This window comes from Nocardiopsis dassonvillei, from assembly GCF_964273065.1.
Classification (GTDB): Bacteria; Actinomycetota; Actinomycetes; order Streptosporangiales; family Streptosporangiaceae; genus Nocardiopsis; species Nocardiopsis dassonvillei_B.
On record NZ_OZ186815.1, the window covers coordinates 2,646,128 to 2,658,301 of the forward strand.

13 protein-coding genes are annotated in these 12,174 nt (G+C 73.2%); 5 read left to right on the forward strand and 8 right to left on the reverse strand.

Going from position 1 to position 12,174, the window contains the following annotated elements:
- Positions 1 to 18 precede the first annotated feature (18 nt).
- From ACSUPR_RS11615 to ACSUPR_RS11630, 4 genes are all read right to left on the reverse strand, one after another.
- The gene (locus tag ACSUPR_RS11615; RefSeq protein WP_436891196.1) at positions 19 to 285 is read right to left on the reverse strand and encodes an exodeoxyribonuclease VII small subunit; all 267 of its coding nucleotides are present in this window, start codon (positions 283 to 285) and stop codon (positions 19 to 21) included.
- A 2-nt stretch (positions 286 to 287) separates the two neighbouring features.
- Positions 288 to 1,547: an exodeoxyribonuclease VII large subunit gene (xseA, locus tag ACSUPR_RS11620; RefSeq protein ID WP_436891197.1), complete on the reverse strand. Its 1,260-nt coding sequence runs from the start codon at positions 1,545 to 1,547 to the stop codon at positions 288 to 290.
- A gap of 195 nt (positions 1,548 to 1,742) precedes the next feature.
- The gene (locus ACSUPR_RS11625) at positions 1,743 to 2,261 is read right to left on the reverse strand and encodes a DUF3060 domain-containing protein (RefSeq protein WP_436891199.1); all 519 of its coding nucleotides are present in this window, start codon (positions 2,259 to 2,261) and stop codon (positions 1,743 to 1,745) included.
- 170 nt (positions 2,262 to 2,431) lie between these two features.
- Positions 2,432 to 3,139, reverse strand: a complete 708-nt coding sequence (locus ACSUPR_RS11630) for a hypothetical protein (RefSeq protein ID WP_436891201.1) — start codon at positions 3,137 to 3,139, stop codon at positions 2,432 to 2,434.
- A 350-nt stretch (positions 3,140 to 3,489) separates the two neighbouring features.
- On the opposite strand from ACSUPR_RS11630, the gene ACSUPR_RS11635 reads away from it, so the two are divergent.
- Positions 3,490 to 4,425 (forward strand): 4-hydroxy-3-methylbut-2-enyl diphosphate reductase, encoded by a 936-nt coding sequence (locus ACSUPR_RS11635; protein WP_436891976.1) that lies wholly within the window; start codon positions 3,490 to 3,492, stop codon positions 4,423 to 4,425.
- A gap of 80 nt (positions 4,426 to 4,505) precedes the next feature.
- Here ACSUPR_RS11635 and ACSUPR_RS11640 read toward each other — a convergent pair whose 3' ends face one another.
- Positions 4,506 to 5,078, reverse strand: a complete 573-nt coding sequence (locus tag ACSUPR_RS11640; RefSeq protein WP_436891203.1) for a DUF4245 domain-containing protein — start codon at positions 5,076 to 5,078, stop codon at positions 4,506 to 4,508.
- A 92-nt stretch (positions 5,079 to 5,170) separates the two neighbouring features.
- The gene (locus ACSUPR_RS11645; RefSeq protein ID WP_436891977.1) at positions 5,171 to 5,782 is read right to left on the reverse strand and encodes a TetR/AcrR family transcriptional regulator; all 612 of its coding nucleotides are present in this window, start codon (positions 5,780 to 5,782) and stop codon (positions 5,171 to 5,173) included.
- 151 nt (positions 5,783 to 5,933) lie between these two features.
- Here ACSUPR_RS11645 and glpX point away from each other — a divergent pair, with 151 nt between their 5' ends.
- Both glpX and ACSUPR_RS11655 read left to right on the forward strand, forming a co-directional pair.
- Positions 5,934 to 6,950 (forward strand): class II fructose-bisphosphatase, encoded by a 1,017-nt coding sequence (gene glpX / locus ACSUPR_RS11650; protein WP_436891204.1) that lies wholly within the window; start codon positions 5,934 to 5,936, stop codon positions 6,948 to 6,950.
- Between the two features lie 189 nt (positions 6,951 to 7,139).
- Positions 7,140 to 8,855: a hypothetical protein gene (locus ACSUPR_RS11655; RefSeq protein ID WP_436891205.1), complete on the forward strand. Its 1,716-nt coding sequence runs from the start codon at positions 7,140 to 7,142 to the stop codon at positions 8,853 to 8,855.
- 86 nt (positions 8,856 to 8,941) lie between these two features.
- Here the strand turns inward: ACSUPR_RS11655 and ACSUPR_RS11660 are convergent, their stop codons facing one another.
- Entirely contained in the window at positions 8,942 to 9,784 is an 843-nt protein-coding gene (locus ACSUPR_RS11660; RefSeq protein ID WP_436891206.1) for an ABC transporter permease, read from the reverse strand.
- On the reverse strand, positions 9,781 to 10,746 hold the full coding sequence (locus ACSUPR_RS11665) for an ABC transporter ATP-binding protein (protein WP_436891207.1): 966 nt from the start codon (positions 10,744 to 10,746) through the stop codon (positions 9,781 to 9,783). The genes ACSUPR_RS11660 and ACSUPR_RS11665 overlap by 4 nt, the downstream gene beginning before the upstream one ends.
- A gap of 625 nt (positions 10,747 to 11,371) precedes the next feature.
- On the opposite strand from ACSUPR_RS11665, the gene ACSUPR_RS11670 reads away from it, so the two are divergent.
- Both ACSUPR_RS11670 and ACSUPR_RS11675 read left to right on the forward strand, forming a co-directional pair.
- Positions 11,372 to 11,737 carry an RNHCP domain-containing protein gene (locus ACSUPR_RS11670; RefSeq protein WP_436891209.1) on the forward strand — a complete coding sequence of 122 codons (366 nt, stop codon included), beginning with the start codon at positions 11,372 to 11,374 and terminating at the stop codon, positions 11,735 to 11,737.
- A gap of 1 nt (position 11,738) precedes the next feature.
- Positions 11,739 to 12,173 carry an RNHCP domain-containing protein gene (locus ACSUPR_RS11675; RefSeq protein ID WP_436891210.1) on the forward strand — a complete coding sequence of 145 codons (435 nt, stop codon included), beginning with the start codon at positions 11,739 to 11,741 and terminating at the stop codon, positions 12,171 to 12,173.
- The last annotated feature ends 1 nt before the right edge of the window (position 12,174 follow it).

The following is a 12,174-nucleotide window of genomic DNA, read 5'->3' on the forward strand; positions in this document are numbered from 1 at the left end:
CCGCCCCCGCAGGTCCCCCTAGAAGGGCGTGTCGGCGTCCCCCGGGGCGTCGTCCTTCTCGCGCTCGTCCATGGCCGCGGCCATCGTCGCGCGGGCGCCCTCCAGCCAGCGCTCGCAGATGCGGGCCAGTTCCTCGCCCCGCTCCCACAGGGCCAGGGACTCCTTGAGGCTCAGGCCGCCCGACTCCAGCCGGCGCACCACATTGTTGAGCTCCTCGCGGCTCTCCTCGTAGCTCAGCTCGGGCTCGTTGGTGTCGGCGGCCTCGGCCGCGCCCTTCTTCGCCATGTCTACTCTTCTCCTCCGGTGGTGTCGGTGGTCTCGGGGCCCGGCTCGGGCCCGGTCTCGACGGCGTCCACGGTGACGGCGAGGCCGTCCCGGGCGAAGCGCACCCGCAGGGTCTCGCCCAGGTCGGGCTCGGCCGCCGAGCGCACCACCGAGCCGTCGGCGCGCTGCACGATCGCGTACCCCCTGGCCAGGGTGGTGGCCGGGGACAGGGCGTGCAGGCGGGCCCGGGTGTGCGCCAGGTTTTCGGCGGCCCGGTCCAGCGACACCCCGAGGTTGCGCCGGGAGCGCTCGCGCAGGTCCAGGACCTGCTCGGTGAGGCGGTCGATCTCGCGGACCGGATCGGCCAGCGCCGGGCGGGAGCGCATCGAGGCCAGCCAGGCGCGCTCCCTCTCCAGGGCACCGGTGAGCACCCGGCGGCCCCGGTCCCGGAGCTGGCGGATGATCTCCAGCTGCTCCCCCACGTCCGGGACGGTCTTCTTGGCCGCGTCGGTGGGGGTGGAGGCGCGCAGGTCCGCGACATGGTCCAGCAGCGGGGCGTCCTGCTCGTGGCCGATGGCGCTGACCACCGGGGTGCGGGCGGCGGCGACCGCGCGGACCATCGCCTCGTCCGAGAACGGCAGCAGGTCCTCCAGGGAGCCGCCGCCCCGGGCGATGACGATGACGTCCACCTCGGGGCGGGAGTCGAGGTCCTTGAGCGCTTCGACGACCTCGCGGACGGCGCGGTCGCCCTGGACGGCGACCTGGCGCACCTCGAAGCGCACGGCCGGCCAGCGGCGGCGGCTGTTCTCCAGCACGTCGCGCTCGGCCGCGGAGTCCCGGCCGCAGATCAGGCCGACCGTGCCCGGCAGGAACGGCAGCGGGCGCTTGCGCTCGGGGGCGAACAGCCCCTCGGCCTGGAGCGTGCGGCGGAGCTGGTCCAGGCGGGCGAGCAGCTCGCCCAGGCCGACGTGGCGGATCTCCAGGGCGCGCAGCGAGAACGTGCCGCGCACCTCGTAGAAGTCGGGTTTGGCGTGCACGACGACCCGGGCGCCCGCCTCCGGCGGGGGCTGCTGCGCGTCCAGGACGGACGTCTGGCAGACCACCCGCACGGAGACGTTGGCGACCGGGTCCCGCAGCGTGATGTAGGCCATCCGGCCGCGCCGGTTCAGCTCGGCGATCTGGCCCTCGACCCAGATCCGGCCCAGACGGCCGATCCAGCCGCCGACGGCGTTGAGGACCACGCGGACCGGCTGCGGCGCCTCGGGGGAACTCTCCATGCCCATGACACCCGAGCCTAGGCCAGAGGTGCGACGCTTCCTCCGAGGCTCGGGCGCCGGTCGGGGTTCCGGAGGCCGCGGAGGAGGAGTCTCCGAGGGGAGGCCCGTGGCCGCCGGGCCGTCCGTCGAACGGGCGGGCGGGGGCTCCGCCGGAGGGGCCGCCGTGCCCCCCGGAAGCCGGCCCCCGCCCGGGGCGGGGCCCTACGGGGTGGCGTCGCCGCCGGAGGAGACGGAGTTGTTGCCGCCCAGGTCGGTGACGGCGGGATCGCCGGAGGCGTAGTGGACGGTGTTGTCCGCGCCGACGACGTGGATGGACTCGGCGGAGCCGATGTGGACGGTCAGGTTGCTGCCCGCGACGGTGACGGTGGTGCAGGAGCCGTTGAGGACGATCACTGCGCCCTCGGAGGCGATGTTGACCGCGCGGCCGGCGCAGTCCTCGGTCAGGTCGCCGCCGGTGATGTTGAGGAGCTCGTCGCCGCCCACCCCCACACCGCCCTCGCCGTCGACGCTGACGCCGCCCTCGCCGTTGTCGACGCTGACGCCGCCCTCGCCGTCCACGGAGACCTCGGTCTCCCCGTCGCGGACGCTCACCCCGTCGGGGTCGACGGAGACGTCCTGGCCGCCGGGGAGGGAGAAGGAGCAGCCGGTGAGCCCGAAGGCCGCGGCCGTGGCGAGCACGGCGGCCAGGCGGGCCGTGGTGCGGAGGGCGGGAGCGGTCATGGCGGTGGGCCTTTCGGGCTGGGGAGCGGTGGTGTCTCTCACCGGGTGTGACGCTCCGGAGGCCGCCCGGGTTCCTCCGCACGCCGACGGGGCCGCCGTTCCCGGCGGCCCCGTCGGTCCCCAGGCCGCACCCGGCACCCCGTGCGGGCACGGCGACCGAGAGCCCGGACTCAGGAGTCGGTGTCCTCCAGCTTGGCGATGCGGTTGTCGTACATCTTGATGAACTCGGCGCGGCCCTGGTGCGCGACCTCGTAGGCGCGCAGGTCGCGGACCTGCTCCACGGTGAGCTTGCGCAGCCGGGCCCGGACCGAGGGCAGGGTGAGCTCGTCGTAGGTGGGGACGGCCAGGTCCTCGGCGGCCGGGGCGTTGTCCTTGCGGACCTTCTCCAGGATCCCGGAGTCGGCGACCTCGGTCTTGGCCTCGGCGGCCGCGATCTCCTCGGCGATGGCCTCGCCGCTGTCGGCCAGGTCGGCGGTGGCGGGCTCGGGCGCCTCCCCGGCCGCGGCGGGCTCCCCGGCCTTCTCCTCGGCGGCGGGCTCCGGGGCCTTCTCCTCTGCAGCGGGCGCGGGCGCCTCCTCCGCGGGCTCCGCGGCGGCCTCCCCGTCCTTCCCCGGGGTGACGGTTCCGGCCTTCACCTCGGCCTTCACCTCGGCGGCGGGAGCGGACACCTCCTCCGCGGCGGGCTCCTGGGCCTTCTCCTCGGCGGCGGGCGCGGTCTCCGGAGCCTCGGCGGTCTTCTCCTGGACCGCCTTCTCCGCGGCGGGAGCGGTCTCCTCGGCGGGAGCGGCGGGCGCGGGGGCGGCGGCCGTCTCCTCCTTGCGCCCGAAGAGGCCCTTGAACAGGGTCACGACTTTCGTGGCGAACGTCGGGTTCGACATGGGGCGGGGGCTCCTGATTGCTCTCGGCGGGGCGGATCACACCCCGCGATCCGGCCGGGCCGGGTGAGGGCGAACCGCCTATAACACATTGCGATGGTGAACCAGGATAGAGGAGGGAAGAACACCATGAGCAGGAGAGAAGTGAACGATTTCGCCACTTCGCAGCGGAACCGCATGCGGCTTGTTGCGATACCGTCACCTTGGGCCCGGGCGCGCGTCGCACCGCCGCCGCCCGGATCGCCCCGCCCGGTCCGCAGCGGGCGCTCCCCCACGCCCGCGCGGCGCACCCGCGTACCCCACCTAGGATGTATCGCATGACAGCGACGACCACCGCCACCAAGCAACGCCGCGTGCTGCTCGCCAACCCCCGGGGTTACTGCGCCGGTGTGGACCGCGCGGTCATCACCGTCGAGAAGGCCCTGGACCAGTACGGCGCCCCGATCTACGTCCGCAAGCAGATCGTGCACAACACGCACGTCGTGCGGACCCTGGAGGAGCGCGGCGCGATCTTCGTCGAGGAGACCGACGAGGTGCCCGAGGGGGCGATCGTCGTGTTCTCCGCCCACGGGGTCTCTCCGGCCGTGCACGCGGAGGCGGCCGACCGCAGCCTCAAGACGATCGACGCCACCTGCCCGCTGGTGACCAAGGTCCACAAGGAGGCCAAGCGCTTCGCGGCCGAGGACCGGGACATCGTCCTCATCGGGCACATCGGCCACGAGGAGGTCGAGGGCACCAGCGGTGAGGCCCCCGAGCACATCCAGATCGTGGAGAGCCCGGACGAGGTCGACAAGCTCGAGGTGCGCAACCCGGACAACGTGTCCTGGCTGTCGCAGACCACCCTGTCGGTGGACGAGACCAACGAGACCGTCGACGCCCTGCGCCGCAAGTTCCCGAACCTGCTCGACCCGCCCAGCGACGACATCTGCTACGCCACCACCAACCGCCAGGTCGCCGTCAAGACGATGGCGCCCGAGTGCGAGCTGGTCATCGTGGTGGGCTCGGACAACTCCTCGAACTCGGTGCGGCTGGTCGAGGTCGCCCTGGCCGCCGGGGCCGACGCCGCCTACCTCATCGACAACGCCTCCCTCATGCAGGAGTCCTGGCTGGAGGGCGTCACCACCGTGGGCGTCACCAGCGGCGCCTCGGTGCCCGAGATCCTGGTCCGGGAGCTGCTGGACCGCCTGGCCGGGTACGGCTACGGCGACGTGTCCCTGGTGACCACCGCGGACGAGACGCTGACCTTCTCGCTGCCCAAGGAGCTGCGCCGCGACCTGCGCGCCGAGTAGCACGGCCGCGAACACGTGCGAGGGGCCCCGGACCGTGCGGTCCGGGGCCCCTCGCGCACGTCGGCGGAGCCGGGGCCCGCTCAGGAATCCTCGGCGGGCCCGGCGGAGCGCCCGCCCTGCGGTGCGCTCTCGGCGCCCGTCTCCAGTCCGCCCGCGAAGTGCGCCAGCTCGTCCAGGGCGGCGGGGCCGGCCACGACCAGCGTGTACCCCTCCTCGCGCAGGACCAGGGCGGACCAGTCCTCGGACTCGCGGTGCTCCCACTCCCGGCCGCCGACCGCGACCGTGCCGGTCTCCTCGGCGCCCCGGCTGCGGTCGGCGACGACCGCGTCGGGGTCGCCGTCGCTCTGGGTGAACATCACATGGCTGTCGGCGGGGGTGGCGAACCCCACGCTCCACTCCACCGGCCCCTGTGTCTCCAGGGTCGAGCTGGTGGGCGTCCACCCCTGCTCGGCGAGGTCTGCGGCGGGGAGCGTCACCGGGTAGTCCGCCACCTCGCGCAGCGCCCCGGCCTCGGGCCGGTAGTCCACGGACGGGATGTTCTCCCCCGAGCGCGTGGAGACCACGAACGCCATCGCCAGGACGATGGCGACGATGATGCCCAGGGAGATGGCGTAGTTCTTGAAGGTCGCGCTGGACCGGCTGTACTCACTCATGACGCTTCCAGCTTGCCGCAGGTCGCGGACCGCACCGACCCGGGGTGCGGTTACCGGCGCCGGCCCGGCCCGCCCGGGGCCGTCCGCCCCGGTCAGTCCTCCTCGCGGCGCAGCGGCTGGAGCTGGTCGAGCAGGCGGGTGATGTCGTCGGCCAGGCGGAACGCGTCGGCGTCGCCGCGGTTGACCACCTCGGCGACCGCCAGCAGCATCGCCCCGCTCACCACGATCAGCAGCGCCTCGTCCACCGGCTCGTCGGCCTTGCGGTACAGGGCGACGTTGCGGTCGGTCCACTGGGTGAGCCGGGCCCGCAGCTGGTACTCGAACCCGGGCGGGCCGTCACCGCTGAAGAACAGCCGGGTGGTGTCCCTCTCCTCGATGCAGCCGAGCAGGTAGGCGCGGGCGGCGATGTTCATCAGCCGGGTGGGGTCGCTCTCCCCCCGGGCCCGCGCCTCCACCACCGCCTGGTGGGTGCGCTCCTGCTGGCGCTGCTGGAACTCCTCGTACAGGGCGAGGTAGAGGTCGGCCTTGCCGGTGAAGTGGTGGTAGAGGCTGCCCACGCTGGCGCCCGCGACGGAGACGACCTCGCTGACCCCGGCCTTGGCGAAGCCCACCGTGCGGAAGACCTGGGCGGCGGCCCTGAGCAGCGCGGTGCGCGTCGCCGCGCCGCGCGGCGAGACCCCTGTCGGCCGGTCCGTCTTTTCCACTGTCATGCCTCACTCCCGTCCGGATCCCGCCAGAGTAGACCGTGCGCTTCCGAGCGCACACGGGAGCGTGGCCGCGGAGGCGGCGGATCATGCCGGGTGACTACCCTAAGACGTGAATCCCACCCTGTACCCCGACGGAAGGCACCTTCCCATGTCACAGGCCGGCGGTCCCACCGCGCCCGATCGCAACCTCGCCCTCGAACTGGTCCGCGTGACCGAGACCGCGGCGCTGGCGGCCGCCCGCTGGGTCGGCAAGGGCGACAAGAACGGCGCCGACGGTGCGGCTGTCCGCGGCATGCGCCACATGATCAGCACCGTGTCGATGAACGGCACCGTCGTCATCGGCGAGGGCGAGAAGGACAACGCCCCCATGCTGTACAACGGCGAGCGCGTCGGCGACGGCGGCGGGCAGGACTGGGACGTCGCGGTCGACCCGATCGACGGCACCACCCTGACCGCGATGGGCATGCCCAACGCGATCGCCGTCATCGCGCTGAGCCCGCGCGGGTCCATGTTCGACCCGTCGGCGGTGTTCTACATGGAGAAGCTGGCCACCGGGCCGGAGGCCGCCGACGTGGTGGACATCGCCGCGCCCGTGGCCGACAACATCCGCGCGGTGGCCCGGGCCAAGGGCAAGTCCCCGCAGGATGTGACGGTCGTCATCCTCAACCGCCCGCGCCACGAGCAGATCGTCAAGGAGGTCCGCGACGCGGGCGCCCGGATCAAGTTCATCAGCGACGGCGACGTGGCGGGCGCGATCATGGCGGCCCGGGCCGGGACCGGCGTGGACCTGCTGCTGGGCATCGGCGGCACTCCCGAGGGCATCATCACGGCCTGCGCCATGAAGTGCCTGGGCGGTGTCATCCAGGGCCGCCTGTGGCCCAAGGACGACGCCGAGCGGGCCAAGGCGGTCGAGGCCGGGCACGACCTGGACCGGGTGCTGTACACCGACGACCTGGTCTCCTCCGACGACGTGTTCTTCGCGGCGACCGGGATCACCGACGGCGAGCTGGTCGGCGGTGTGCGCTACGAGTCCTCGCGGGTCATCACCGACTCGCTGGTGATGCGCGGCCGCAGCGGCACGGTCCGCCAGGTGCTCAGCGAGCACCGGCTGCGCAAGCTGTCGTCCTACAGCGGCGTGGACCTGACCTCCGCCCCGCAGGCCTGACCCGGCCCCTCCCCGCGCGGGCGGCCGGACGGCGGGTCCTCCGGGCCCCGTCGCACGGGCCGCCCGCGTCCGCGTGGTGCACGCGGCGGTTCCCGTGCCCCTCGTGAGAACCGCACCGGGGGGAGGCGGCATCTGAACGATCGTTGGCAGCGCGGGCACCGCGCCTGTGAGAACCCCGTCGGAGGTCCGATGTCCTACCCCGATCCCCCTCGGCAGCCCCAGTGGCAGCCGCCCCACCAGCCCGGGGCTCCCGTCCCCGGGCAGCCTCCGGCGCCCGGCGCGGTCCCGCCCGGCGGCGTCCCCGGACAGCAGTACTCGGCACCCGGCCCCGGCGGTCCCGGGTTCCCCGGTGGGCCCGGCGGGCCCGGGTACCCCGGCGGTCCCGGGTACCCCGGCGGTCCCGGCTTCCCCGGCGGCCCGGTCCCCCCCGCCCCGCGCAGGCGCAACCGCTGGCTCATCCCCGCCGCGGCCGGAACCGCCCTCGTGGTGATGGCCGGGACCGTGTGGGCCACCGTGTCCCTGGTCGCCTTCGGCGGCCCGCAGCCGGAGGAGGTGCTCCCCGGCAACTCCATCGCGTTCGGCAAGGTCGACCTGGCGATCAACGGGTCGCAGGCGATCGAGCTCCTGGAGTTCGTGGACCGGCTCCCGGCCGAGATCACCGAGGAGACCGGGACCCCCGACGGCGACATGACCGAGTTCTTCGCCGAGGTGTTCGTCGAGGCGTTCCCCGAGAGCTCCCCGGGGCAGAGCCGGGTCGAGGAGTGGATCGGCCAGCGCGCCGGATTCTCGGTGTGGCCCGCCTCCGGCGAGGCGGAGCTGGAGGAGGGCGCCGGCGTCGCCCTCGCCATCGCCCTGGCCGTGGAGGACCCGCGCAAGGCCGATGAGGACTTCGCGGAGATCGCCGCCCAGGAGGAGGACATCTCCTACTCGGTGGACGGCGACTACGTCGTCTTCACCCACTCGGACGCGGCCCTGTCCGACCTGGAGGCGCAGATCCGGGAGCACGGGTCGCTGGCCGACGCCGACGTCTTCTCCGAGGACCTCGCGGGCGTCCCCGACGGCAGCCTGGCCGTGGCCTGGGCCGACCTGGGCGCGGCCATGGGCATCGAGTCGTTCGCCCAGGAGTTCTCGTCGGAGCTGGCGACGGAGCCGACCGACCTCTCCGGCCGGGCGACCGCGTCGGTGCGCGTGGACGGCGACTACCTGGAGGCGCGCGTGGACGCGTTCGCCTTCGAGGTCGACGCGGCCGACCTGTCGTGGCTGGCCGAGACGCCGGGCGAGAGCGTGGCGGCCCTGGGCGACCTGCCGGACAACACGGTGATGGGCCTGGGCGCCAGCGGTCTGGACCAGGCGCTGATCGACGCCTACAACAGCGACGAGATGCCGTTCTTCAGCAGCTCCGGCGAGCAGCAGGAGTTCGAGCGCACCCTCAACGGGATGGGCGTCTCCGCTCCGGAGGGCTTCAGCGACCTGCTGGGTTCCTCGACCGCGTTCGGTATCACCGAGATCAGCCTGGACGACTTCTTCAGCAGCTACGGCGCCGAGCAGTTCTCGTTCCAGTACCGGGCCGTCGGCGGTGACGAGGGCGTCATCTCCGACTTCTTCGGGGCCGCCTCCGACGACCCGTACACCACTCCCCCGGGCGTCTCCTCCGACGGCGACGCCGTGGTGGTGGCACTGGGCAGCAGCGGCACCGGCCGCCTGGCCGACGACCCCGTCTTCCAGCAGACCATGCAGGAGATGGACGACGCGATCGTGGCCGGGTACTTCGACCTGCGCCAGGTGCTGACCACCGGCGAGGTGCAGGCCCCCGAGGAGTGGGGCGCGGTCGGCCTGGCCCTGAGCGTCACCGAGGAGGGCCGGCGCAGCAGCGTCGAGCTCCGCTGGGCGCCCAGCGCGGGCTGACCCGGCGCCGGACGGCGGGGCAGGGGGGAGCGGTGTGCGCCGCTCCCCCCTCTCCGTGTCCGCGGGGCCCTTCCCGGGCCCGCCCGTCAGGAGACCACGCGGCGGCGCATCTGCGATCCCGCCAGGAACCACATGAGCGCGGTGAACGCCAGCAGCACCCCCACGTGCAGCAGCGCCGCCCCGCCGGACAGGCCCCCGAAGACCGACCCGCGGATGAGCTCCACCGCGTGGTACAGCGGGTTGACGACCGCGACGGCCTGGACCCAGCCCGGCAGCTCGGTGAGCGGGAAGAACGTGCCCGCCACCAGGAACAGCGGCGTGAACAGGCCGCTGAACACGTAGTCCATGGACCGCACCGAGTTGATCACCGCCGAGATCCAGATCCCGAACAGCGCGAAGGCGAACCCGGCGAAGAACGCGACGAACGGCACCAGCAGGCCGCCCCAGCCGGGCCGCAGCCCGAACCCCATGGCGACCAGCAGCGGCACGCACCCGTAGACGCCCGAGCGCATCGCCAGCCACAGGGCCTCCCCGGTGACGAGCTCGCGCACGTCGACGGGGGCGGCGAGGATGCCCTCGTAGGTGTGCAGGAACCGGCGTTTGATGAAGGTGTTGATGACGGCCGGCATCATCGACTGGAACATCACCGACACCGCGACGATGCCGGTCCCCAGGAAGTCGATGTAGCTGAAGCCCGCCAGGGTCCCGATGAGCGCGCCCATGCCGAACCCGAAGCAGAGCAGGTACAGCGTGGGCTCGACGACGGCGGCGAACGTGGTGGCCCGCCAGGAGCGCCCGTAGAGGATCCACTCGCGGGCGACGACGCCCAGGACGGCGTCCATCTCGAACCGGCCGGGCCGGGCGTGCGCCTCGGGCCGGGCGTCCTCGCGGTCGCGCAGGCGCCGGGCGTCGGTGTGGTCGATGCTCATTCGACGTTCTCCCCGGTCAGGGTGACGAACACGTCCTCCAGGTTGCTGGCCCGGCGCAGCGGCACGGGGAGCCGGTCCCGGAGGGACTGCGGGAGTTCTTCGGCGCGCAGGACCGACACGGTGGTACCGGTGCGCCGGGTGGTGAAGCCGTGGCTCCTGATGCGTGCCTCCAGGTCGTCGATGCCCTCCCCGTCGGGGGAGTACTCCTCCACGGTGGTGCCCGCGTACTTGGCGACCAGGTCGACCGGGGTGCCGCGCTCGATGATCCGCCCCGCCGCCATGAGGGCGACCTCGTCGGAGAGGCGCTCGGCCTCCTCGATGTAGTGGGTGGACATGAGCACCGTCGCGCCCTCCTGGCGCAGGGCGTCGATGACGCCCCACAGGTCCTGGCGGACCTGTGGGTCCAGGCCGACGGTGGGCTCGTCCATGAGGACGAGCTCGGGCCGGTGCAACAGGGCGCGGACGATGAGGAGCCGCCGCCGCATACCGCCGGACAGGTCCTCCACGACGGTGTCGCCGCGGTCGGTGAGCTGGGCGATGCGCATGGCCCGCTCGATGGCCTCGCGCCGCCGGGCGCGGGGCACCCGGTACAGGAACGAGAACATCCGCAGGTTCTGCTCGACGGTGAGCTCCTCGTCGAGGTTGTCGTGCTGGGGCACGACGCCCATCCGGGCGCGGGCCCACTTGGACTCTGCGGGGATCTCGTGGCCGAGGATTCGGATCTCGCCCTCGTCGGCCATGGACTGCGCGGTGAGCATCTTCATCGTCGTCGACTTGCCCGCGCCGTTGGGGCCCAGCAGTCCCAGGACGACTCCCTGGGGGACCTCCAGGTCGAGGCCGGCGACGGCGGTGAAGGACCCGAAGCGCTTGACGACTCCGCGCAGGTGCAGGGCCGGGACGTCCGGGGGCGCGGACGCCGTCGCGCGGTCCGGGGCGTGGAGACCGGGTTCGGAAGAGGTCATGGGACCCACGGTAGAACGCGGGTACGACGAAAATCCACGGATTTTACGCGGCACCGGGGGCCCGGCGGCCGGAAAAGAACCCGGGCGGACCGGGGGAGACCGCGGCGGCACAGGAGAGGGAGATCCGACCTTTGTCCGGAAAAGGCGTCGGCGCCCTCGTTCCGGCGGCCCCTCCTCCCCCGACGTCGCCCGATCCCAGGCCGAGGAGGCCCGGGCCCCGAAAGAAAAGGGGCACGGACGTCATTTCCGGGGCCCGCCGGTGATTCGTTCCTGAGGATTTCCCCCAGGAAAGGGATTGATTTCAGAAGGTTCATTCATGCAGGCACTTTTCCCACTTTTCGGGCCGACCGGTCGACCGGGCGACGGGGTTCCCCCGCGGCCGGACGGCCGCCGGAAAATCCGTTGCCCCCGGCCGGACCGCGGCCTACCATCGACGGCGACCTGCAACGACGGACACCGAGGGCCGCCCCCGGTGGAGGGGAAGGTGTCTTGATGACCCGGAACGCGCCGAGCGCGCCTCACCAGAACCGGAACACCCGCTCCCACCGGAGCCGCTGACCCGATCACCGAGTAGCGCTCGGCCTGCTCCCGCTGACCCGTTCCACCTCCAGCGAGGAGTCCTCCGGTGTCCACCACCGAACCGAGCCCCACCCTGCGCACCGCCACCTTCACCTGTGTGCGCTGCGGCCTCACCGTCTCCGTCCTCGGTCCCGAAGGGCGGGGACGCGACCACTGCCCCAGCTGCCTGAGCTCCCGGCACACCGTCGACCGCGTCGACGGCGGGTCCTCCGGCTGCGGCGGGCGCATGGTCCCCATCTCCATCGCCGTTCCGCGCAGCGGCGCCTGGGTCCTCATCCACCGGTGCACCCGGTGCGACGAACTGGCCGAGGCCCCCGTCTCCGCGGACGACAACCACCTCGTGCTCATGCGCATCGCGGTCCGGCCGCTGGCCGACCCGCCCTTCCCGCTCGACCTGTTCGGGGAGGTGTGACATGGCGCGCCGCAACCGGGACCGCCGCGAGCGGCGGCCCCAGCGGCCCAAGACCGTCCTGCACGCCCGCGGCGAGGCGGGCCGGGCCGGGTCGTTCCGTTGCGCGGGATGCCGGCTGGAGGTGCCCGCCACCGCACCGGGTACCGCCCACCGCAACCACTGCCCGCACTGCCTGACCAGTCTGCACGTGGACCTTCGGGTCCCGGGCGACCGGGCCGCGGACTGCCGCGGGCCGATGTCCGCGGTGAGCCTGACCAGCCGCGCGGACGGCGAGTGGATGCTCGTCCACCGCTGCGCCCGCTGCGGTGAACTGAGCGTCAACCGGGTCGCGGGCGACGACAACGCCCGCGCCCTGGTGCGGCTGGCGGTCCGCCCGCTGGCCGGGGCGCCGTCGGGGTTCGCGGCTGTGGCCCGCGACGCCCTGGTCCGGCTCTGAG